Below are 22,797 nucleotides of genomic sequence, written 5' to 3'. Positions count from 1 at the left end.
ATTAGAGGGGGATTGCTGTGTAATTTTCCTTTGCGTGTTTATCAATAAACAGGCATAATAGAATTCAGAAAGACATTATTTTAGAAGAAAGGATGGAACTATATGAACTTTATTTGGCGGCATGTGAAGGTCTTTGCCGGCGACATTTTTTTAATTTTTATTTGTACCTGTTTTGTCGCTGCTTCGATCCTCGCTTTACCCACCTTCCTGGCCTATATGATTGACCAGGCGATCATTCCGCGCAATGAAGGCCTCTTATGGCAATATGCTGGCTGGATGCTCTTGGTATCATTAATCTCCTTCTTGGCTCGATCTTATAAGATGTACTTGGCCAGTCGGCTGGTTAATACCATGACCATGAATATCCGTAATGAAGCTTTCAGCAAGATTCAAAATCTATCTCACCATGAATTCCAAGAGATTGGGGTGCCTTCGTTAACCACCCGGATTACGACCGATGCTTTTGTCTTGCTTCAATTTACTGAGATGATTCTCAAACAAGGACTCATGGCTCCCTTGATGATTATCTTCTCTATCATTATGATTACCCAGACCTCTTTAAATCTAGGTTTAACCACCTTTCCGGTGGCTCCCCTTATCCTGTTGATCGTCATCTTAATTACCCGGCTAACCAAGCCCCTCTCGGAAAAACAACAAACAACCCTCGATGCGATTAACCGGATTATGCGCGAATCCATTACCGGTTTACGGGTCATTCGTGCCTTTAACCGTGAAGAATTTCAAAATGAACGATTAGAAAAAGTTAATCAGTCTTATCGGCAAAAGACCGGACGCCTCTTTAAACTGATGGCGATTACCCCTTCAACCTTCTCATTCTTATTAAATTTTGCCATTATTTGTATTATTTGGTTTGGGGCTGACTACGTGGCTAGTGGTAATTTGCTGGTCGGAAACTTGGTCGCTTTCGTTGAATATGTCTTTATGGCGCTCTTCTCTTTAACCATTTTTGCCAATATCTTTATGATGTATCCGCGGGCCTCCGTCTCAGCGAGTCGTCTGGAAGAAATTCGCTTAACCCCGATTTCGGTCCAAGAACCTGAAGACCCGGTGACTGAAACGGAAGAATTCGGCAGCCTTGAATTTATTGATGTTGACTTCGTCTATCCAGATGCTGATGAACCCGTTCTACGCAATATCTCTTTTAAATCGCAAGCTGGCCAGACAACTGCCTTCATCGGTTCAACCGGATCGGGCAAATCGACCATCGTCAAGTTGATCCCGCGCTTCTATGATGTGACTAAGGGACAAATCCTAGTAGATGGCGTTGATGTCCGTGACTACAAGCTCGATAGCTTACGGGGCAAAATTGGCTTTACTCCACAAAAGGCGCTCCTCTTTACCGGGAAGATTGCCGATAACTTGCGCTATGGTAAAGCGGATGCCGATGAATTTGAAATGGCCCATGCCACTGATATTTCTCAAGCTCGGGAATTTATTGAACGGTTAGAAACCAAGTTCCAAACCGAGCTGGCTGAAGGGGGCACCAACCTTTCCGGTGGGCAGAAGCAACGCTTATCGATTGCTCGTTCCATTATTAAAGACCGAGAAATTTATATCTTTGACGATTCCTTCTCAGCATTAGATTATAAGACGGATGCCAAAGTCCGGGCCGCCTTAAAAGAAGAAACCCAACACGCAACGACGATTATCGTCGCCCAACGGGTGGGTACGATTATGCATGCTGATCAAATTATTGTCTTAGATAAAGGCGAAATTGCAGCCAAAGGTACCCATAAAGAACTCTTAGCCAGCTCACCCCTGTATTACGAAATTGCCTCATCTCAATTAAGTAAGGAGGAACTTGAAATATGAGTCTGAATCCAAACTTTAAGCGTATCTGGCAATATATGAAGCCTTACAAATTCCAATTCGTTGGGGCCATGGTGGCCACTGTAGTGATGACGGCTGCTTCAGCAGTTGAACCCGTGGTACTGGGCCTAGCGATTACTGAACTAACCGCCAATACTATTGCCATCTCCAAAGAATTACCGGGAGCTGGCATCAACTATGATTACATTGGATGGGTCTGTGTCCTGTATTTTGTTCGCGGGATGTTCTTCCATTGTTCTCAATACTTAGGTCAATACTGGTTGACTAACGTGGTTCAAGGTGCGATTTATGACTTACGTAATGATATTTCTAAGAAAGTCCATCGCCTGCCTGTTGCCTTCTTCGACTCACAACAGATTGGCGACATCTTATCGCGGATGACCAATGATGTCGATGCGATTTCTAACGCCTTGCAACAAAGTTTCATTCAATTAGTCAATGCCGTCTTAGCCATTAGCTTTGCTATTATTATGATGCTATTCCTGCACTGGAAATTAGCTTTGATCTTAATTCTGTCAATTCCAGTGACCTATTGGGCAGCCAAATATTTACTGAAAATTTCCCAACCCGCCTTTGAGAAACAAGCTAATGCCTTGGGCCATCTCTTTGGTTTCACCCAAGAACAATTGAGTGGCTTTACTGAGATTAAAGTTTACGGCAAGCAAGAGGAATCAATTGAAGAATTTATTCGGCGCAATGCTTCGCTCCGTGACCATGGCTTTAAGGCGAGTTTCCTTTCTGCCTTAATGTTCCCGTCTTTAAACTTGATTTCTAACTTTTCTTATATTATTGTCGCCTTGGTCGGCGCCTTTCAAGTCTTGGCCGGCAGTTTATCCGTCGGAAACTTGCAAGCCTTCGTCCAATATGTATGGCAGATTAATCAACCGATTCAGATGATTACCCAATTATCTAGCATCCTACAAAGTGCCGTCGCTGCCAGCCACCGGGTCTTCGACTTCTTAGATGAACCCGAAGAAAGTCAAGCTAAGATTCGCCAAGAACTACCTAAACAAGTTCGTGGCGAAGTTATTTTCGACCATGTGCGCTTTGGCTATGACCCGGCCAAACCTTTAATGAAAGATATTTCCTTTAAGGTCAATCCAGGGGAAATGGTCGCTGTGGTCGGCCCGACTGGAGCGGGTAAGACCACCCTGATTAACTTGTTGATGCGATTCTACGATATTGATGGTGGATCGATTCGGATTGATGGCGTTGATACCAAACTGGTCAGTCGGCAAAACTTACGCCGGCACTTCGGCATGGTTCTACAAGACGCCTGGCTCTACACCGATACCGTCAAAGAAAATATTCGTTTCGGTAATTTAGCGGCCGAAGATTATGAGATTAAAGAAGCGGCCGATATTGCCAATGTGAGTCACTTTATCAAGACCTTACCGAATGGCTATGATATGGAAATCAATGAAGAAGCCAACAATATTTCACTCGGGCAAAAGCAATTAATGACCATTGCTCGAGCAGTAATTGCTGATCCGGATATCTTGATTCTCGATGAAGCCACGTCTTCGGTCGATACCCGGCTGGAACAGCTGATTCAAGAAGCCATGGATAAGGTCATGGAAGGACGGACCTCCTTCGTGATTGCCCATCGCCTTTCTACGATTCGGAATGCCGACTTAATCTTAGTCATGCAGGAGGGGAATATTACTGAACACGGCACTCATGAAGAGTTACTGGCTAAGGGTGGCTTCTATGCTGAACTCTACCAAAGTCAGTTCAACCAGGATACCCCTGCGGATATCCATATGAGCTATTAAATTGACTGACATATGAGCTATTAAATTGACTGGGTTCCTTAACAAATTGCCCCCTATTGTTGCTAAAATGGATAATCATTCTGTTTTGTCCAAATAAGCGCGAAAAAATAAGCGTAAAGGTTAGATATCTTCAAAGTAATATCTAGCCTCTACGCTTTTTCATGTTGCTATTTGACCTTAATCATCTAAGAATTTAACACCATTTTGTCTTAAGGTCCACATAGTCTTGGGGCCAATATTAGGGATTGTCGCAATATCATCTGCAGGAACTTTAGCAAAGTCTGCGGCTTCTTTAAAACCATGGTCCATCAAGATATTTACCTGGCGTACTTGCAAGCCTTCAAAAATTGGAGAATATAAGGCATTGTCATGCTGGGATTTTGATTGAGGTTTTTTCTTGATTTTTGGCTCCCGGTTGAAGGTCACTGGGATTACTTTAGCATCCGGATTAAAGAATTTGTTGATTCGATCATTCGCTAACCAATCACTCACATATTCCATACTATTTAAATAGTTCATAAATGGGAACAAGGCAAAGCCGACACTGTGCATGGAATTGGGCTGTCCAGAGTTTTCATATTCATTGACCATCATCAAAACAAGGTCTTCATCGAATAAACCTGTCTCAGCTTCAATAAAATTATCCAAGTTCGTGGAGACTTTCTCTAACCGTGAATTTAAAATTTGGGCTTCACCATGCTTACGTGAAAGAATGGCTAAAATCAAGAGGGGAACAATGGCTAAATCAATTTCCTGAAGCGGACCGATGTTTGAATAGAGTTCCATCGCCGGACCCCAAAGCTGTCTCAAACTATAAATCGTTAAGAGTTCGTATACAGCATCCGGAATATTAATCCCCATGATTTGATAAATATATTCATAAATTTCTTGGGCTTCAGCCAACATTCCGTAGGTAAAAAGAGTAAAACCATAATGACGAGCGAAACTCCAGAACACCCCACGATATAAATCATATTCAGGATCTGGACGTAGATAAAGTTCTTTGGCCGTCTCGATTTGCCAAATCTCTTCCAGTCCTTTCACATATTCAAAAGGGTTGGCGAACTCAAGTAAATGGACTTTAGCATCAATATTGTCCGGCCAGAGTTCTAAGGCTTGCTTGAAATACTTTCCCCGTTTTTTCCTATTATTTTCTAAGATCGCTTTTTCAAGTAATTCCAGCGAATCTATTTGTCTTTTTTGTTCTTCGCTGATTTCCCCAAAATCCTCTAATTGGCTAACAAAGGCATTCAAAGCCTCATCGATATCCTCAAAGTCCTTGCCATTCTCTTTCAGAAATTCCTGAAATTTAATGAAAAAATTTCCTGAATCCATGGGACACTCCCTCCTTAATTAGCTCTATCATACCATTTCATCAGCCGATGATAAACTATCAAAGCAAAAAGAGCCCACAAATCTTATCTGTGGACTCTGAATTTATGTAATAAATATTTAATTGGCTTTGATCTTGGAGGATAAGTCTATATTATTTACACCGATGGTTATTCACTAACTGTGGTTTCTTCAACAGATTCAGCTTCAGATTCACTTTCTTCGCCAGACTCACTTTCAGATTCTTCACCTTCAGAGCCTTCTTCAGAAGATTCTTCCTCTGCGCTTTCTCCTTCGGTAGCGTCTTCAGCCGGTTTTTCTTCGTCAGCAGCTTCTCCTGCGGGTGCGCTACCTTCTTCGGCTAAGTCACCTTCAGCTTTGATAACTTCACCACTTACGGCATCGATGGTCACTTCGGCTTGTTTACCTTCTTCAGGTGTTTCTTCATTTTCAACGACTTTGACAATCCATACCACTAAGGCAGGGTCATTTTCATCGAAAGTCAATTCATATTCTAAAGCTTTACCGAATCCAGCTTTTTCTTCGGCTGCCTTGGTAATTTCATCTAAAGGTTTAAGGCTAGCAAAATCAATATAATTAGGAGCTTCTTCTGAACTTTCGCCTTCAGCAGTTTCAGATTCAGCTTCAGAGTCTTCTCCTTCTAATACAGAATCAGCCATTGAACCCGCTTCTTCAACTGCGGCATCGCCAGCTTCTGAAGCTTCATCCACCATTGATTCTGCTTCACCCATCAGATCTGTTTCTTCTTCTGGAAGTTCTTCCCCTGTACTACTATCATAGGCAGCTTTGACTTCTCCTGAAGCATCTTCACCTTCTAATGAGATTTCGAAGGCTTTCTCTTCTTCCATCATTTCAGCATCAGCGGATTCTTCAGCTGAGCTTTCTTCAGAACCTTCCGATGCAGATTCAGCTTCTGATTCCTCTTCAGCAGAAGTATCTTCACTGGCTTCACTTTCTGCGGAGTCAGTTTCAGCTTCTTCCATCTCTTCTTTTTCTTCTAACGGTTTAATTTTAGCACCGGTTAATTGAACGTCCGGATACTTCTCTTGAAAGCTTGCAACGGCTTCTTCTAAAGCTTTCTGTAAAGCACTTGCTTCTTTTTCGCTTTCTTCACTCATTTCACCTTCTGAAACTTCTTCAGATTCAGCTACTTCACTGGTTTCTTCACTGCTTGCATCTTGAGCGAAGATTGAGCTGACAGGAGCTACCCCAGCTAAAGTTAAGGTCGACATACTAATTAAGGCAAATTTCTTTAATGATTTTTTCATTTGAATTTCTCCTTTCTGAGTATAGGTATATCTTACTAGGAATAGTCAGCGATTGCGAGCAATATGCATTGACCCCCAGGAGAAAGCCTGTTATTAAGCCAAAAAAACGAGGCAGAACAGCGGTTAAAATTGGATAAAACTAGAAATTTAAGCAGAGAAACAAAAGAAAATTTTATTATCTGGCTGGAAACAAGTTCTTGTACCGATGAAAAGATCGAAAAATTAAAAATAGGTTCATAAAAAAAAACACCCTAACCACTGCTTAGGAGACTAAACACCCAGACAGTAGTTAGGGAGCTAGGTCGGAAAAGCCAAAGCTTTGTAGGCCGGTCGCTTGCTAGTTGCCAGATTCGTAATTTTTTATTTGTTCAAGGAATAACTTTATTTCTCTGAATTATCAACAGTCGGTTCAACTTGATCATGATCTGCCCGTTGGGTCTGGAACTCATCTGAATGTAAGGCAAGTTCCTCCTCCACCGTCTTCTCTAATTCATGATCTCTAATAAGGGTTTCTGATTCTTCAATCTGAGTCTTATTAATACGCTTGGTCCAAAAACCACCATTAACGTATTTAGCACTATAAGAAATATAAAAAGCTTTCTCACTTAATTCATCAATCGTCTTCGATAGAGTGGTCTCATTCTTACGTGGCGTCAAGATTGTTAGCACAGTACGTTCGCCATCTCGACCATAACCGGGTTGCTCGGTAACCCCATAACCCAAGGCACGCAATTGTTGCGGTAAATGGACATCGGTCTTACTGGTAAAGACTTGAATCACTGAATACCCCAGGGCCAGACGGTCTTCCAACAAGATGCCGATATAAATACCGACCCCAAAACCTAAAGCATAGACCATTAAGTAAATCGGTTGCGAAATATATTGCATTACTAGCGATAAGCCGGTGGTATAAACAACTACCTCAGCAATCGAAATCAAGGGCGCAATGCGACGGTAACCCTTCATCGTTAGGAGTAAACGGAGGGTATTAATAACAATGTATACTAAGTTAATGGTAAAAATTTGTAATAATATAATCCAGTCCAAATGACCGCCCCTTTCTTTGCTAAGCAAAATGTATCTTAACACAATCAAGATAAACTACAAGCCAGTTTCTTCACAGATATATATTTATTTTAATATTGTTCGTAATCAGCCGGTGATGGAAACTCTAGTCCGGTCTCAAACTGATGGTCTACTTGAAAAGTCGCATCACTCTTTAAATAATATTGATCGCGCTCACCGCCAGAAATTAAGTCATTGCTTTCTTGACCAATAATCGGATCATCCCAAGTCAGATCAATATTGTACCATTGACCGTCAATCATCACTTTATTCCAAGCATGGGTTTCCAAGCCATCATTATCCCGCTGACCCAACACAAAGACACAAGGAATTTCTAAATAATCACAGAATTTCTGAAACAGGGCCGCATAGGCTTGGCACACCCCACGTCCTTCTTGAATAATGGCGTAAGGTGAATGAATTGAAATCCCGGCAATCGTATCGACATCGGCTGAACTTGATCCGCCCACTAAATACTCGGAATCATTCGGTGTCGCATACGCTGCATGATGAATAATATAATCGTGAACCTGACGAACCATTTCCTCATCAGTAAATTGATCACGGCTGAGTGACAATTGGTCGATGACATCTTGAACATATTGATTGACTGCTTGCTCTTCCTGCCAATTATGATGGTTATACTTATCAATCTCCAGGGTAACATCGACCCGGCCATCTGGATAGTATGTATAATTCAGCTGATGATCAATGCGAAAAGTGATAGCAGACAAATAAGTGCCTGCTTTCATTTGCTGGTTCACCAATTGGTTTAATCTTTCTTGATCTAACCAGCCTTCGAAGTTTAGAATTAATGGCTGATCTTCAAAGCTGGCCATATAATCATTAATCTGATTTTCAAGACCATAAAGGTCTTCTAAATTAATCGGCTGAAGGACCCAAACAGCTAAATTTAACGTCTGCCTTTGACCTGATTGATCTAGATAAGTTAATTTTTGGGTAGATCGACCTAATTGAGCCGTCGAAATTTCGGATAAATCGGTCAAAAGTTGTTCAGCTTCAATCGCTTGGTCGAACTCAATTGTCTCAAAGTCTATTGCCTGATCTTGGCCCACTACAACAGTGGCTTGGGTCTCTACGGCTTGGGCGGTAAAGGAGGCAATGATGCTATCTAAATGTATTTCCTGATTCACCATGAATAAACCACAACAAATGAGCATCGCTAGGAATAGTTTCTTCATTGGTCGCCCCCCTTTTCTGCTTATAATTTAATCGAATCCGCCCAAATATTCAAGGAAATTCCTTATTACTATAGAATACCTTCTAATCGAGCAGATCTAACCGCATATCAAGATGGGGGATATCATCTTCTAAGTAAACTTGGGAAATGGGTTTAAAGCCAAAAGATTGATAAAAATCAATTAAATATTGCTGGGCTGAAATTTCAATAGTGGCTTGTTCGAGAAATAATCTGGCAATTGTATCAATCGTCTCCTGTACAATCGCTTGGCCATATCCATGGCCCCGATAAGGTGCGGTTACTAAAACACGGCCAAAGCGAATCGGCTCTTTATCGGCCAAAATGCGCGTATAGGCAACCAACTGTTGACCATCTATCAGGCGCAGATGATAGGCTTGGCTATCTTCGTCATCGATTTCTTGATAGGGACAATGCTGTTCAACCACAAATACTTTTATCCGTTCAATAGTTAAATGAAGCCACTCTTTAGCGGTAAACTCGTCTATTTGATTCAGCTTAAACTCCATTTTATTTCCCTCCCATATTTAGCTCACTCCGGAGAATTTCAAGATTGAGGCAAGTGTAGCATAGGCTCGTCAAGCTAGCAATAAGCAGCCCAATTTAAACATTTCGTCTAATGAAAATAATCTCAGACATAAGAAAGCTAGGAACAGCTGATTAGCCATTCCTAGCATATTTAAGTTTTAGCCCACGCTGCCTTCCATTTCATAAGCTATTAGGCGATTTAATTCTACGGCATATTCCATCGGCATTTCTTTAGCGAATGGTTGGACAAAGCCCATGATGATCATTTCCGTCGCCTGGGCTTCGGTCAATCCGCGACTCATTAAATAGAATAATTGTTCTTGGGAAATCCGAGAGACCTTCGCCTCATGTTCCAAGACGACTTCAGAGTTTTCAATCTTATTAAAAGGAATGGTATCTGATTTGGACAATTCATCCATAATAATCGTATCACATTCAATATGGGACTTGGCATGTTTGGCTTCAGGACTGAAGTAGGTTCGGCCCATATAATCGACTTGCCCCCCATCTTTAGCAATCGACTTGGAAATAATTGTCGATGAAGTGTGGGGAGCCAGGTGAATCATCTGTGCCCCCGTATGTTGATGTTGGTCCTTGCCAGCAAAGGCAATCGATAAGACACTGCCTTTAGCATGAGGCCCCGCCAAGACACAGGATGGGTATTTCATCGTTTTATAGGCACCGATATTGCCATCGACCCATTCTAAGGTGCCACCTTCTTCAACTTTCCCACGTTTGGTTACTAAATTATAGACATTATCAGACCAGTTCTGAATCGTCGAATAGCGACAATACGCATCTTTCTTGACCACAATCTCCACCACAGCTGCATGTAAGTTGGCAGCCGAATAGGTTGGCGCGGTACACCCTTCAATATAATGGATGCTCGCCCCTTCATCGACAATAATCAAGGTGCGTTCGAATTGGCCAGAGGCTGCATTATTCATTCGGAAATAAGTCTGTAAAGGAATATCCGTCTTGACCCCTTTGGGCACATAAATAAAGGTGCCACCCGACCAGACAGAAGCATTCAAGGCGGTTTGGAAAGAGTTATCACTCTCGACGACCGTGGCAAAATGCTCACGGAAGAGGTCTGGGTATTCCTTTAAGGCGGTATCCGTATCGGTAAATATAATCCCTAAGCGTTCAAATTCATCTTTGACATGATTATAAACAGCTTGAGATTCATATTGAACTGATGCTCCGGCCAAATAAGCCCTTTCGGCTTCAGGAATTCCTATTTTCTCAAAGGTTTCCTTAATCTCATCCGGTACTTCATCCCAGCTTCTCGCCGGCTTGTCGGTCGCCCGTTGATAATAAATAAAATCATCAAAATCTAGATCAGCCAGATCCACTCCCCAAGTTGGCAACTCAGCAGCACGAAACTGGCGATAAGCTTGTAAACGATAGTCTAACATCCACTGGGGTTCTTGCTTTTCTTGGGAAATAGTACGGATGACTGCTTCATTCAAGCCTTTTCCCGTTGAGAAGATAATTTCAGCATTATCTTTGAAGCCATATTTATAGTCACCAACAATTGGAACTTCACTCATATTGCTTCCCCACTTTCTTCATGATTTAAGCCTTTCTCCAAGGCCCGCCAGGCCAATACCGCACACTTATAACGGGCTGGAAATTGTTTAATATTCTCTAATAAGACCGCTTCTTTGAGCTGATTCTTAACCTGTTCTTCATCCAACTGACTTTGGCTTTGACCACCGATTAAGGCATTGAATGCTTCGACCAAGTCCTTAGCCTGATTAATAGTCAGGCCTTTCATGGCTTGGGTCATCATTGAAGCGGAAGCCATCGAAATCGCACAACCATAGCCGGAAAAGGCAACCTCTTGAATGACTGAATCTTCTACCCGACATTCAACCACAATCGCATCGCCACAAGTTGGATTTAAGAGCTCCATGTGATGGGTAGGCTGGTCCAACTTACCTTGATTTCGCGGATGTTGATAGTGATCCATAATGACTGTTTGATAGAGACTCGATAAATGTTCTAAGCCCATGCGAAGAAATCCCTCACTTTCTCTGTGACCGCTAAGAAACGGTCAACCTCTGCTGGTGTATTGTATAGGCCCAGACTGGCTCGGACGGTCGCTTGACAATTTAATTCTCGCATCAAGGGTTGACAACAATGATGACCTGCACGAACAGCAATTCCCTCTAAATCATAAGCGGTGGCCACGTCATGGGGATGGATGCCTTGAAGGTTAAAAGAGACAATGCCTTGTTGAGCTTGTTCAGCATTTTGGTAGAGTTCGATGCCATCAATGGCACGCATTCCTTGATAAAGAGTCTGCCCCAGGTTGGCTTGGCTTTGTTGAATAGCAGGATAAGACACTTGGTTGATATAATCGATGGCGGCCGCAAAGCCGACAACTTGAGCAATCGGCATGGTCCCGGCTTCATACTTCCAAGGACTCTCTTTGAAATCAGAATGATAATCGCCCACATGATGGATCATCTCGCCCCCATAGAATAAAGGTGGCGTAGTTTCGTGATGTTCTTTAGCCAGATAACAAGCCCCAATACCAGTAGGGCCATACATCTTATGGGCGCCCCAACAATAGCCATCCACAGCCAAATCTTTAACATTAACTGGAAGATGAGGTACAGCTTGAGCCCCATCCACGATAACTAAAATTCCATATTGCTTGGCCCAGCCAGCAAGATCTTTAATTGGTTGAACGACACCGAGCACATTGGACATCTGTTGAATCACAATCGCTTTTATCCCTTGAGGGTCTAGTTTGTTTAAGGCGTTCAAATCAACTTGCCAGTTATCTGTCTGTAAAGGAAGAAATTCTATCTGAGCTTGTCGCCGCTCACAAAGGGCTTGAAGTGGAACCAAAGCTGAATGGTGCTCTAGCTTGGTGGTTAATATCCGATCACCCGAATTTACAACAGGTTCGATTAAATTTCGAATTAAGAAATTTAAACCTTCCGTTGTCCCTCGATTAAAGATAATTTCCTCCGCTTGAGCACCGATAAAATCAGCCACCTTTTGTCGCCCTTGTTCATATAAATCGGTTGCTCGTTGAGCCAGGGTATGAACACCACGATGAATGTTGGCATTATCCCTTTGATAATAGTCTACCACGGCTTGGATAACGGACTGCGGTTTCTGAGTTGTGGCGGCATTATCGAAATAAATCAAGGGGACTTGATTCACATGCTGGTCCAGAATCGGAAAATCTTTGCGCACTTGATTTAGCTTCATGACATCACCTGATAACTTGATAATTTATGGTCTAAACTTTCTAGTAATTGCTTCCTTAAATCTGTATCTTCAATATTGGCAAAGACTTGACCAAGAAAACCGCGAATCACTAAATATTCTGCTTGTCGACGGTTCAACCCTCGACTCATTAAATAGTAAAGTTGTTCAGCATCCACGCGCCCGATACTAGCGGCATGGCCGGCTTGAACTTCATATTCGTCAATCAACAATATCGGATTAGCATCACCTTTAGCTTGGTCTGATAGCATCATTATCCGACTTTCTTGTTGGGAGTCGGCTTGTTTGGCCGCTTTAATAATATGACCAATCCCATTAAAAGTTACCGTCGAGGCCTCTAAAGCCACCCCATGTTGGATAATATTACCGATGGTATGGGGAGCTTGATTAATAATCTTGGCATTAATCCCTTGTCTTTGCTGACCGTCACCGACCGTAATACTGGCGAGTTGACATTGACTCCCCGTCCCCTTTAATTCAGCTTGTAAGTCTAAGACCGAATCGCCATCATTCATGGCAGCAGCGTTGACTTGAATCCTTGCATCGCGGTCGGTCTTTAAGTAACGACGGATATAATTCGAGCTTTCTTTACCTAAACGGTCAAAGATCACGTAGTCTAGCTGGGCACCTTGACCGACAATCAATTCAGCCATGATGGTGGCCGAATTATTTTCTTGGCCGATGCTTTCAGTGCGTTCAATCAGGGTCAACTGACTTTCCTGTCCCAATATCACTAATAGCCTTTGATTGAAAGGGAAATCCGCTTGGTTGTCTTGTAACCAAGTTAATTCAATCGGTTGGTCAATCACTTGGTAATCAGGTACGTAGACAAAGATACCTCCGTCCAACTGATTGAGATTATAGGCTGCGACTTTATCCTCTTGAGGATCAATCAAAGAAAAGAGGTATGGTTGAACTAAATCCGGATATTTTTCTAAGGCTTCGAAGAGATCCATAACGATTAAACCTTGGTCGTGGGCCACTTGATTCATGCTTTCCAATAGGCTTCCTTGAGCGGTCTGAACCATTTGAGCAGCAAAACGCTCCTCAACAATCGCTGCTTCTGGAGCGTAAGTCAAGGTAGTCTCTGGTCTTTCTTGATCAATCGGTTGATAATTAAACCAATCTTGATAAGGAATTTGTTGGAGGAATTTGCTGTCAAGGTTCAGCCAAGAATTTGTCATTTGATAAGCTTGGTAAAACCAATCAGGCAAAGACCGATATTGATAATTCATAAAGTGATATTCCTCTGTGGTCATGCTGTCACCTACGCTTTCTCATCGAGATTAATACCCAAGGATTGGGCCAGACCATGATAACCTTCGGCTTCTAATCGTTTAGCCAATTCTGCATCTCCTGACTGGACAATGCGTCCGTCCATCATAATGTGTACATAATCAGGCACAATATAATTCAAAAGTCGTTGATAGTGGGTAATCATCAAGGCCGCAAAATCTGAACCCCGCATTGCATTAACCCCTTTAGCTACATATTGTAAGGCGTCAATATCCAAGCCTGAATCAATTTCATCCAACAAAGCAATCTTAGGTTTTAGCATCATCATTTGTAAGATTTCATTGCGTTTCTTCTCGCCCCCAGAGAAGCCTTCATTGACAAATCGGTCGGCCATCGATTCAGGCATGTTTAACAGGTTCATGTTTTGATCTAATTCTTGAATAAATTCCATGATATCGATGTTTTCGCCCTCTGGCAGACGAGCATTCATAGCGGTATGGAGGAAGTTAGAATTACTTACGCCTGAGATTTCAGAAGGATATTGAACGGCTAGGAAGAGACCCGCACGCGCTCGTTCATCGACCTCCATGGCTAGTAAGTCCTCCCCATCTAAATACACACTTCCTTGAGTAATCTGATAAGCCGGGTTGCCCATTAAAGCAGCGGCTAAGGTCGATTTCCCCGTCCCATTGGGCCCCATAATGGCATGTATTTCACCACTTTGAATAGTAAGGTTAACCCCTTTTAATATTTCTTTATCTTCTATAGATACATGCAAATCCTTGATTTCTAAGACTGACATGATATCCACCCCCTTGATCCAATTTGTTCTAATCTTAACACTTTCAATCTAGTCATTCAACGCACAGGCCAACGCCCTAAACGGTTCCACAACAAAAAATCCACCAGACCCAAAGGTCGAGTGGACAACATCTATTTATTTTATCGAATGATTTAACATCGTCGATGGATTACTATGGTAGCTCGCTGCTTGATACCAAGTCCAAAGAATATAAATGGCTGGCACAATAGCCAAGTAACTCAGATTGTTAATCATAGGTCCGACAACATCATACCAATCATCTGGCAAGGTCGATAACAAATTATTTAACACATGAATGATCATCGGATATAATAAGTCACCACTATAGTAGCGGGCTGTGGCAAACACGATCCCCGCGAAAAAAGTATAGCCAATCTGAACAGGTTGGCGATGCCACAAGGCAAAAAGCAGTGCCGACACTAAAATCGATAGATAAGGTCGCTTAAAGGCTTGTAGATAATCATAGATAATGCCTCGGAATAATAATTCTTCCACCACGGGTCCTAGGATTATCACCGATAAGAAGACCCAGAGATAAGAATCTTGGACAGTAAAATCCCAGGATTGATCGAACTCCTCTAAAGTTTGGGGAAATTGATAACCTGAAGTTAAAAGCCAATCAACCAGGCTAAACCAAAGAGAAGCCAGACCACCTATGGCCAAGCCTAAGATGGGAATCTGCCAAAGATGCTGGTAAGTAAAATTAATCGGCTCGGTCTTTTCTCTCCAAGGCATCTTGTCATAGTAAAAGCCATAAATTAGTAAGAGAGCTAAGCAAACCAAACTATCTAGCAAGGCATATTCCATTTGCTCAAGCACTTGGCCCGGCGCCAATAAATAGACTAAATCATAAAAGATATCATAAGATAGGGCCCAGAGTAAGATCATCAAAATGAGATAGGCTTTGTTGTAATAACTAAATTTCCTTGGGGAGAGCACATTACCACCTCAATATTCAGAAAAATTTTATCTTATTGTAGCATGACTTTTACTTAAAGAGAACCTCGGGTCCTCAAAGCTTCATCATTGGCGATAAATTTCTTTTAATTGGTCGGTTCCTTCTTTGGTAGTCATTAATAAATCAATATTGTCTTCATAATTTAATGTTAAATAACTGTAATAAATTAGCCCCACTAAGTATAAATGATTAATCAGCGACAAGGTTGAGCCACTTCTTAGAAGAACCTGGTCCGTCTTGACCGTCTTCAGCTTAAAGTCAGCCAATTCTGCCAGCGGATTGAGGCTATCTTCAGTAATTGACACGGTAATAAAACCTAATTCCTTAGCTAAACGCATTAAATGACAAACTTCTAGGGTAGTTCCAGAGGCAGACACACCGATTAAAATACTAGCACCTTGCTGTAAAGACATCATCGCTACCATCTCATGTTGATCCATCGAACAGACCACATGTTTGCCTAGCCGGGTAAATTTCTGTTGAATATCCTTGCCCACAATATGTGACGCCCCTACGCCATAGACAAAGATGATCGAAGCTGACTGTATTTTGCTTACTAAGTCTTGAATCTCTTCTTCATTAATTAAAGACTCGCTCTGACTTAAGAAATGAGCTAAATTGAGCGTTAATTTATGTTTAATGTCAGCAATACTTTCGCCAGGATTAATATCCGTCAATTCTAAAGCATCTTCTTTACCCAATTGGTTGGATAATTGTAACTTTAAATCGGTAAAACCAGCACAATGCAGAGACTTTGCTAAGCGTACGACTGCCGAAGAGCTAGCTCCACAAGCCTGGCCCAAATCTTTTGAACTCATTTGAAGGACCTGTTGAGGGTAATGGAGAATATAATCCGCGACTTTCTGCTCAGCTGAGGTAAATTGATGCCGGTGATCCCGAATATATAATAATAAATTAGCCATCTTACACCTCTTCACCTATATTCTAACATCTTAAAATAAGACTATCCCAAATCTTATCATTAGGAAAGGTGTTTTCAATCATGTGAGTCTCACTTGCTTAGCTCGGCGCCTGATTGCGTCAAATTCTTAGCAAGCATTGATGACACACGAAGCTTCGCTTTCCTTAAGATTTGGGATAGGTTATTGATCGATAGATACCATCATCAACTCAATAAATATGGCTCATCACCAGAATGATAATGGTCTTCCTATAAATTATTTAACATCTCATTCACATCCAGATTACTTGAGCTACCATGAAGTTCAGTAGCTAGGGTTGCTTCATGTGGGACACCAAATAGATAAGTTAAGACAAATCCACCTGCATAAGCGGCTAATAAGCCAAAGACATAACCTAACCAACGACCATTAGCAATCAATGGAATCAAAGCGACCCCACTTGGACCAATGGCAGTAGCGCCGATATTTCCAAGGGCACCGATGACGGCTCCACCGACCCCGCCACCTAAACAGGCGGTAATAAATGGCCGACCTAAAGGCAGCGTAACTGCATAAATCAGCGGTTCACCAATTCCTAGAATACCCACGGGCAAGGCCCCTTTAATCATAGAAGCTAATTGTTGATTTTTACGTGCTTTGATCCATAGGGCAATGGCTGCTCCGACTTGACCCGCTCCAGCCATGGCTAGAATTGGCAAGAGGTTGGTCGCCCCCGTAGAACTAATCATTTCAATATGAACTGGCGTTAAGATTTGATGTAAGCCAAACATAACTAATGGTAAGAAGGTTGCTCCGAGGATAAATCCGGCAACAGCTCCACCAACTTCTAAGACTTTATTGACCGTTCCAACTAAACTGGTTGAAATCACACCCGCTAAAGGCATAATCAGGAAGATGGTAATTAAACCGGTAATCAATAAGGCAATGGTAGGAGTCACAATAATGTCTAAGGAATTCGGAATTACTTTGCGTAACCATTTCTCAACAATTGAGAGGAGGTAGACCGCAAAGATGACCCCAATAATCCCTCCTTGACCCGGTGATAGAGGTTGGCCAGAGAAAATATTCATCAGTGGAGCTTCAGGAGCCATACCCGTTAAGTAAATAACCCCAGCGACAACCCCTCCGAGTCCTTCAGTAGCCCCGAAGACTTTGGCTGCGTTAATCCCCACATAAATATTAAGATAAGCAAACAAACCAGATTGAATAATCTTTAAGACCAACAATATTTGGCCCCAATTTTCGGCACTGATATTTCCGGAAGTAATTAAGTTTTGAATAATCGAAGCAATCCCGCCAATAATCCCGGCACCGACAAAGGCTGGAATTAATGGAACGAAGATGCTGGCAATAATCCGAGTAAAGCGTTTAAAACCATTGTCTTTCTGCTTAGCCTTGAAATCAGCCTTATTGCTAGCAGCTCTTTGACTAACATCGTTGCTTTGGGTTAATTCTGGATCTAAATTCTCTTGAATCTGTTCAGTATGACTCACTCCTCGTAAATCATTGAGGGCAGTCGCTACTTTCGTAGAGGCACCTGGACCGACAATAATCTGTAAGTTATTGCCATCTTCAACCACACCTAGAACTCCATCAATCGCTTTTAAAGCCTCTACATCTACCTGACTAGGATCATTGAGGTCAATTCGAACACGGGTCATACAATTGTAGACCTTGCTGGTATTGGTCAAGCCACCAATGCGTTCGGCGATTTGATCCGCCATCATCTTTTCTTTAGACATTATTTTTCCTCCTTATCAATGGCTTTTCTGACGAAACCATTTGCTTGCTTTAACTTTGCTTGGGCTTCTTCTTTACTAGAATCGGTTAATACCATAATAATTGCGGTCTTCACATGTTGGTCGGCTGCCTGTAAATAGTGGCTCGCCGTTTGATAATCAACTTCAGTTGCTTGCATAATAATCCGTTTGGCCCGTTCAACCAATTTCTGATTGGTCGGTTGAACATCAATCATTAAATTCTGATAGGCCTTACCAATGCCAATCATCGAAGTAGTAGAGATCATATTCAAGACTAACTTCTGTGCCGTTCCTGCCTTAAGCCGAGTTGAACCAGTCAAGACTTCGGGTCCCACTTGGACTTCGATGGCCGTCTGACTATACTGACTAATTTCAGCATCAGGGTTGCAGGCTAAGGAACCCCGATAGGCTCCCACTTCCGAAGCATACTTCAACCCGCCAATGACATAGGGTGTTCGGCCACTAGCAGCAATGCCAACGACGGTATCCTTCTCACTCAATTCAATTGCTTGTAAATCTGCCCTTCCTAACTCTTGAGAATCTTCTGCACCTTCCACGGCTTTGGTCATGGCTTGCTGACCTCCAGCGATTAAACCAATAACCATGTCTGCGGATACACCAAAGGTTGGTACACATTCAGCAGCATCTAAAACCCCCAAACGTCCACTCGTACCCGCACCAAAATAAATTAATCGCCCCCCTTGCTTAAAACTATTAATGACTGCATCAATCAATTGGGCAATCTTTCCTAACTGCCCGGCTATCGCCTGCGCCACTTTGGCATCCTCTCGATTCATCTGCTGAATAATCTGTAGACTGGTCATCTGATCCAAATTTAGTGTGGCTTGATTCCGTGATTCAGTGGCTAAATGTTCAAGATTCATAGCATTCTCCTCCAATCCATTGAATTTCAAAAGCTTGTCCCGGCTCAATCCAATCTAAGACCGCACAATCATCCGGATGAATATAACCCAGAACATTGACTTTCGCATCTGCGGGCAAGTCTCGACGAACGATCTGCACTTCTCCCTGATAACGCTGATAACGACGGTTATCGACCGTCACAGCGCCCCGGGGTCGATCAATGGTATGTTGCGGTTCAATCTCAATCCCTTGATAAAAATGACGAGCTTCTTGACTTCGTATTGCATATGCCCCCGGATCTTGCCGATTATGCTGACGACCTGGCCAGTCCATATTGGCATCACTGCCAAGTTTTTGCCCCCGTAATAGAATGGTCTGATCTTTGAAATAATGTTGAAATTGGCTCAGACTAAAATCAGTCAAGCCTGGATCAGCCACGTATATCTTATCCAAATAGTAACCTTGGACTAATTCTAGAAAGGCAGCGAAAGGATTGAGCGGACGGTGACTTTCTAATGTTGGCAATCCTTGGTGGAGTGGTCCCCGATGATTTAAATTACCAGGGACAAAGGCCATGACCTTTAGACCGGCTGCTTTAAGAAAGTCATTCTTCTGCCGGAAATACTCGGTTGATAGACCTGTTTCAGGACGAGGATAGTAATTATGCCAGGCCTCCATCTGCTGAAAGTTTGCCCCCGCCTCTTTCAGACTAATCAAATTTTGTTCCGTTAAGGTTGAAGCATTAAGAGCTACTTCCATCTGTTGAGATAGCTGAGCTATCGTCACTTCATCAATGCCATAGTCTGGCCGGAGACAGGAAATTCCTAAACGCTTTAACTGAGCAACATCCAGAATATTTAGGCCTAATTTTTCTAAAGCTTGTCCGGAGACATCCACAGCCAAACTTAAGTGATATCGCTGACACTGCTGGCCAATTTTTTGGAGTAAATCAAGATATTGACTCGCATCTTCTTCAGGAATATGAAGGGAAGTAAAAACCCCCTGGAAACCTAATTTAGCAAGCTTGGCTAGATATTGCAGATTATAATCTTGTTGATTCCGATTCAAATAAACTGAACAACCAAGCATCCATCCACCCCTTCCCATGAAAACGTTATCTTAATTCTTATTATAACAGTTTGAAATAATATTTCAATATTTTCCATATATTTTGTTATTCATGAAATTTTATTTCAAAACAAACGATAAAAATACGAACCCGACATCGCAAAAAGTTCCTAAAAGTTGAGACTCTTTGCATCTAACTCTAGACTATCCGAGGCTTTGAACCCTAAGCTTGTTCAACATGCTAGGGCTAAGCTGATAGTTTAGAATGGGTCGGATTCGTATTCTTCAATACTATTTGAAATGGTATTCTTGCTGGTCGACTTTGAATGTATTGAGCAAGAAGACCAGGAAAATTGGTCAAGATTGAGCCTTTTTACCAGGGGTAGAAACTATTAATTCCATTTGCCCTTGTAAAGTAACTTCTGGCACATCATAGGCTAAGGCAAAGGCCATACCAGCTCGAAGTGGGTAAGTTTGACCAGCAACGCTAATCTCACCTTGACCTTGGATGACAGTAATCAATTGATAATTACCCGCCACTGGAACAGTCAAAGAACCCTTCACGTGCCACTTAGTTACTGAGAAGTATTCATTAGCTAAGTATTGAATAATCTGACCGCCTGGCAGATTTTCTTTCTTAATATTTAAAGGCATATCCTGGTGAGGAAACTGGGTTACTGCAATGGCTGAATCGAGATGCAATTCCCGTAATTGACCATCTTGGTCTTTGCGATCATAATCATAGACACGATAGGTCGTATCCGATGATTGCTGGGTTTCAAGAATTAAGGTTCCCTTACCAATCGCATGAATCGTTCCATGGGGGACATAGAAGAAATCGCCAGCTTTGACCGGGATGCGACGTAAAAGCTGATCCCATTGTCCTGCTTCTACCATAGCTTTAAATTCTTCCGCACTTTGAGCATGATGACCTAAAATTAATTCGGCTCCCGGTTCGGCTTCAATAATATACCAACATTCCGTCTTTCCTAATTCATGAGGGCCTTCCATTTGCCGTGCATAATCATCATCAGGATGAACTTGAACGGAAAGGTCTTGATGAGCATCTAAGATTTTAATTAACAAAGGAAAGACTGCTTCCACCTGACCACCAAAGAATTCCGGTTGCTGATGATAGAACTGATCTAAGTCCATCCCTGCTACTGATCCATTCGTGATTGTTGAGACCCCATGAGGGTGACCTGAAATCACCCAAGCTTCACCCACATGATCACTAGGTAAATCTAAGTTAAAGACCTCAGTCAGTTGTTGGCCGCCCCAGATTTTCTCACGTAAATATGCTTTTAAAAATATGATATCCATCTTTACTGCTCCTTCTTCCATAAATTCTTCAAGGACAGGACTGGCTTATGTTTGACAAGTTGTTCGGGTGCCAGATAAGCGGACATGGCTTTTAGGCTTTTGCCAGCTTCCTTGACAATAAAATTAAAACTGCCATTTTGATAAGTATCAATAAAGAAACCGCGAATAAACTTGTCTTTGAAATAAACTTGGGCCCGCACGCGTTCAATCTCAGTCCAAGGAATTTGGATAAAATCTTCTGGATTCCGGTAATTATAGAATTCAAAAGCACGGTCACCAATCAGGATATCCCCATGTTTGCTACCAATTCCGCCATTCATCGAATTGGCCCGAGTGTGAAAATCAACCCGTGTGTTCAATGACTCCGCCAAGATCGCCACCTCCTCATTCTGCTTATAATAGTATCAGAATTTAGACCAATTTTCAGCCGTGTCTGGCCAAAAAACGTCCAAAAAAAATCCGACCCAGGTCGAATAAAGAAATTCACTCAGTGGCTAGGCGTCCACTTGATTGAATCCTGCTTCGCTTTGAGTCGGATGTAGAAGGCTATTCATCATTGATCATGAATTGTAATTGAATCACTCATATTAAATATTAGCCAATGATGCACAAGTTATAAATCTTAGAAAATACCTACTGCGTGGCCCACGATACCTAAGGCAAATAAACCAAAGATAATTAAGATTGGGTTGACTTTACGTTTTAATAGCCACATACATACGAAGGTAAGTACCAGGGCCGCAAAACCTGGAATCAATTGATTCAAGTTATCTTGTAAAGTCGTCACTTTCTCTGGTGTTAGTGACACACCTGAAGCGAGTTCACCCAGAATGCGTTGCAATTCGGGTCCATTGACGCTGCCTTCAGGGAATTTAACATAAGCCCCTTCGGCTAATTTAACTCGAGAAATAACCATAGGGAAGTTAATTGAGGTCCAGCGTTGCACGAGGATTCCCATAACGAACATCCCAAGAATGGAAGCCCCTTTGGTAATCGTTTGTAATAAACCACCTGATAAGTCAGAAGTAATCTCAGAACCTTGACGGTATCCTAATTCTTGGGTATACCAGAGGAATGAAATCCGGATTAAGTTCCAAGCGATAAAGAAGAAGAGCGGTGCAATAATAGAACCCCCGGTAGCCAATGAAGCTGCAATCGCTCCTAAAATTGGTCGAACCGTGAACCAGAAGACTGGGTCACCAATCCCGGCAAGTGGTCCCATCATGCCGACCTTCACCCCTTGAATCGCTGCATCATCGATTGGTGCGCCATTGGCTCGTTCTTCTTCTAAGGCTAAAGTGACCCCAAGAATGGGTGCCGCCACATAAGGGTGAGTGTTAAAGAATTCCAAGTGACGTTGTAAGGCCGCTTTGGATTCTTCTTGTCCTGGATATAATTTCTTCAGAGCAGGAATTAATGAATAGACCCAGCCCCCATTTTGCATCCGTTCATAGTTCCAAGAACCTTGAAGAAGCTGAGAACGCCACATTACTTTACGTCGTTCAGATTTAGTTAAGCTTATCTTTTCAGTCAT

General features: G+C 42.2%; 19 protein-coding genes and 1 pseudogene. 2 read left to right on the top strand and 18 right to left on the bottom strand.

Going from position 1 to position 22,797, the window contains the following annotated elements; translation table 11 throughout:
• Window positions 1-102 precede the first annotated feature (102 nt).
• The gene (locus M0R79_RS02170) at window positions 103-1,833 is read left to right on the top strand and encodes an ABC transporter ATP-binding protein (RefSeq protein WP_248416611.1); all 1,731 of its coding nucleotides are present in this window, start codon (window positions 103-105) and stop codon (window positions 1,831-1,833) included.
• Window positions 1,830-3,626 (top strand): ABC transporter ATP-binding protein, encoded by a 1,797-nt coding sequence (locus M0R79_RS02165; RefSeq protein ID WP_248416612.1) that lies wholly within the window; start codon window positions 1,830-1,832, stop codon window positions 3,624-3,626. Before M0R79_RS02170 ends, M0R79_RS02165 begins: the two co-directional genes overlap by 4 nt.
• Before the next feature lie 177 nt (window positions 3,627-3,803).
• Here the strand turns inward: M0R79_RS02165 and M0R79_RS02160 are convergent, their stop codons facing one another.
• The 18 genes and pseudogenes from M0R79_RS02160 to M0R79_RS02075 form a co-directional block, all read right to left on the bottom strand.
• Window positions 3,804-4,961, bottom strand: a complete 1,158-nt coding sequence (locus M0R79_RS02160; RefSeq protein WP_092572276.1) for a tetratricopeptide repeat protein — start codon at window positions 4,959-4,961, stop codon at window positions 3,804-3,806.
• Between the two features lie 167 nt (window positions 4,962-5,128).
• A complete protein-coding gene (locus tag M0R79_RS02155) occupies window positions 5,129-6,247 on the bottom strand; it encodes a PepSY domain-containing protein (protein ID WP_248416613.1) in 1,119 nt (372 codons plus the stop codon).
• 531 nt (window positions 6,248-6,778) lie between these two features.
• A pseudogene (locus M0R79_RS02150) lies at window positions 6,779-7,294 on the bottom strand (DUF2179 domain-containing protein); the annotation flags it as partial.
• An 89-nt stretch (window positions 7,295-7,383) separates the two neighbouring features.
• Entirely contained in the window at window positions 7,384-8,514 is a 1,131-nt protein-coding gene (locus tag M0R79_RS02145) for a transglutaminase domain-containing protein (RefSeq protein WP_092572270.1), read from the bottom strand.
• Between the two features lie 82 nt (window positions 8,515-8,596).
• Entirely contained in the window at window positions 8,597-9,040 is a 444-nt protein-coding gene (locus M0R79_RS02140) for a GNAT family N-acetyltransferase (protein ID WP_248416614.1), read from the bottom strand.
• Window positions 9,041-9,217: 177 nt separating this feature from the next.
• On the bottom strand, window positions 9,218-10,612 hold the full coding sequence (gene sufB / locus M0R79_RS02135) for a Fe-S cluster assembly protein SufB (RefSeq protein ID WP_092572266.1): 1,395 nt from the start codon (window positions 10,610-10,612) through the stop codon (window positions 9,218-9,220).
• The gene (gene sufU / locus M0R79_RS02130; protein ID WP_092572264.1) at window positions 10,609-11,076 is read right to left on the bottom strand and encodes a Fe-S cluster assembly sulfur transfer protein SufU; all 468 of its coding nucleotides are present in this window, start codon (window positions 11,074-11,076) and stop codon (window positions 10,609-10,611) included. Before sufU ends, sufB begins: the two co-directional genes overlap by 4 nt.
• A complete protein-coding gene (locus tag M0R79_RS02125) occupies window positions 11,067-12,290 on the bottom strand; it encodes a SufS family cysteine desulfurase (protein ID WP_248416615.1) in 1,224 nt (407 codons plus the stop codon). Before M0R79_RS02125 ends, sufU begins: the two co-directional genes overlap by 10 nt.
• Window positions 12,287-13,567 (bottom strand): Fe-S cluster assembly protein SufD, encoded by a 1,281-nt coding sequence (gene sufD, locus M0R79_RS02120; RefSeq protein WP_259560867.1) that lies wholly within the window; start codon window positions 13,565-13,567, stop codon window positions 12,287-12,289. The genes M0R79_RS02125 and sufD overlap by 4 nt, the downstream gene beginning before the upstream one ends.
• Window positions 13,568-13,575: 8 nt before the next feature.
• Window positions 13,576-14,346: a Fe-S cluster assembly ATPase SufC gene (gene sufC / locus M0R79_RS02115; RefSeq protein ID WP_092572258.1), complete on the bottom strand. Its 771-nt coding sequence runs from the start codon at window positions 14,344-14,346 to the stop codon at window positions 13,576-13,578.
• A 135-nt stretch (window positions 14,347-14,481) separates the two neighbouring features.
• Complete coding sequence (locus M0R79_RS02110) at window positions 14,482-15,255, bottom strand: CPBP family intramembrane glutamic endopeptidase (RefSeq protein WP_092572256.1); 774 nt, start codon at window positions 15,253-15,255, stop codon at window positions 14,482-14,484.
• Between the two features lie 135 nt (window positions 15,256-15,390).
• Window positions 15,391-16,248: a MurR/RpiR family transcriptional regulator gene (locus M0R79_RS02105; RefSeq protein ID WP_092572254.1), complete on the bottom strand. Its 858-nt coding sequence runs from the start codon at window positions 16,246-16,248 to the stop codon at window positions 15,391-15,393.
• Window positions 16,249-16,496: 248 nt separating this feature from the next.
• Window positions 16,497-17,990, bottom strand: coding sequence for a PTS transporter subunit EIIC (locus tag M0R79_RS02100; RefSeq protein ID WP_092572252.1), 1,494 nt, complete (start codon window positions 17,988-17,990; stop codon window positions 16,497-16,499).
• On the bottom strand, window positions 17,990-18,892 hold the full coding sequence (murQ, locus tag M0R79_RS02095) for an N-acetylmuramic acid 6-phosphate etherase (protein WP_248416617.1): 903 nt from the start codon (window positions 18,890-18,892) through the stop codon (window positions 17,990-17,992). Before murQ ends, M0R79_RS02100 begins: the two co-directional genes overlap by 1 nt.
• Window positions 18,882-19,961, bottom strand: coding sequence for a DUF871 domain-containing protein (locus tag M0R79_RS02090; protein ID WP_248416618.1), 1,080 nt, complete (start codon window positions 19,959-19,961; stop codon window positions 18,882-18,884). Before M0R79_RS02090 ends, murQ begins: the two co-directional genes overlap by 11 nt.
• A 336-nt stretch (window positions 19,962-20,297) precedes the next feature.
• The gene (manA, locus tag M0R79_RS02085) at window positions 20,298-21,263 is read right to left on the bottom strand and encodes a mannose-6-phosphate isomerase, class I (RefSeq protein ID WP_248416619.1); all 966 of its coding nucleotides are present in this window, start codon (window positions 21,261-21,263) and stop codon (window positions 20,298-20,300) included.
• Between the two features lie 2 nt (window positions 21,264-21,265).
• Window positions 21,266-21,634: a DUF956 family protein gene (locus M0R79_RS02080; RefSeq protein ID WP_092572244.1), complete on the bottom strand. Its 369-nt coding sequence runs from the start codon at window positions 21,632-21,634 to the stop codon at window positions 21,266-21,268.
• A 251-nt stretch (window positions 21,635-21,885) separates the two neighbouring features.
• A complete protein-coding gene (locus tag M0R79_RS02075) occupies window positions 21,886-22,797 on the bottom strand; it encodes a PTS system mannose/fructose/sorbose family transporter subunit IID (RefSeq protein WP_092572242.1) in 912 nt (303 codons plus the stop codon).

Origin of the sequence: Ignavigranum ruoffiae, from assembly GCF_023195815.2 — a bacterium.
Classification (GTDB): Bacteria; Bacillota; Bacilli; order Lactobacillales; family Aerococcaceae; genus Ignavigranum; species Ignavigranum ruoffiae.
The sequence above is the reverse complement of the archived record's forward strand: the minus strand, read 5'-3'. Positions and strand labels throughout refer to the sequence as shown.

Coding starts and splice junctions, on each gene's coding strand:
- M0R79_RS02170 (WP_248416611.1), top strand. CDS start 103: ATGAACTTTATTTGGCGGCATGTGAAGGTCTTTGCCGGCGACATTTTT.
- M0R79_RS02165 (WP_248416612.1), top strand. CDS start 1,830: ATGAGTCTGAATCCAAACTTTAAGCGTATCTGGCAATATATGAAGCCT.
- M0R79_RS02160 (WP_092572276.1), bottom strand. CDS start 4,961: ATGGATTCAGGAAATTTTTTCATTAAATTTCAGGAATTTCTGAAAGAG.
- M0R79_RS02155 (WP_248416613.1), bottom strand. CDS start 6,247: ATGAAAAAATCATTAAAGAAATTTGCCTTAATTAGTATGTCGACCTTA.
- M0R79_RS02145 (WP_092572270.1), bottom strand. CDS start 8,514: ATGAAGAAACTATTCCTAGCGATGCTCATTTGTTGTGGTTTATTCATG.
- M0R79_RS02140 (WP_248416614.1), bottom strand. CDS start 9,040: ATGGAGTTTAAGCTGAATCAAATAGACGAGTTTACCGCTAAAGAGTGG.
- sufB (WP_092572266.1), bottom strand. CDS start 10,612: ATGAGTGAAGTTCCAATTGTTGGTGACTATAAATATGGCTTCAAAGAT.
- sufU (WP_092572264.1), bottom strand. CDS start 11,076: ATGGGCTTAGAACATTTATCGAGTCTCTATCAAACAGTCATTATGGAT.
- M0R79_RS02125 (WP_248416615.1), bottom strand. CDS start 12,290: ATGAAGCTAAATCAAGTGCGCAAAGATTTTCCGATTCTGGACCAGCAT.
- sufD (WP_259560867.1), bottom strand. CDS start 13,567: ATGACCACAGAGGAATATCACTTTATGAATTATCAATATCGGTCTTTG.
- sufC (WP_092572258.1), bottom strand. CDS start 14,346: ATGTCAGTCTTAGAAATCAAGGATTTGCATGTATCTATAGAAGATAAA.
- M0R79_RS02110 (WP_092572256.1), bottom strand. CDS start 15,255: ATGATCTTACTCTGGGCCCTATCTTATGATATCTTTTATGATTTAGTC.
- M0R79_RS02105 (WP_092572254.1), bottom strand. CDS start 16,248: ATGGCTAATTTATTATTATATATTCGGGATCACCGGCATCAATTTACC.
- M0R79_RS02100 (WP_092572252.1), bottom strand. CDS start 17,990: ATGTCTAAAGAAAAGATGATGGCGGATCAAATCGCCGAACGCATTGGT.
- murQ (WP_248416617.1), bottom strand. CDS start 18,892: ATGAATCTTGAACATTTAGCCACTGAATCACGGAATCAAGCCACACTA.
- M0R79_RS02090 (WP_248416618.1), bottom strand. CDS start 19,961: ATGCTTGGTTGTTCAGTTTATTTGAATCGGAATCAACAAGATTATAAT.
- manA (WP_248416619.1), bottom strand. CDS start 21,263: ATGGATATCATATTTTTAAAAGCATATTTACGTGAGAAAATCTGGGGC.
- M0R79_RS02075 (WP_092572242.1), bottom strand. CDS start 22,797: ATGACTGAAAAGATAAGCTTAACTAAATCTGAACGACGTAAAGTAATG.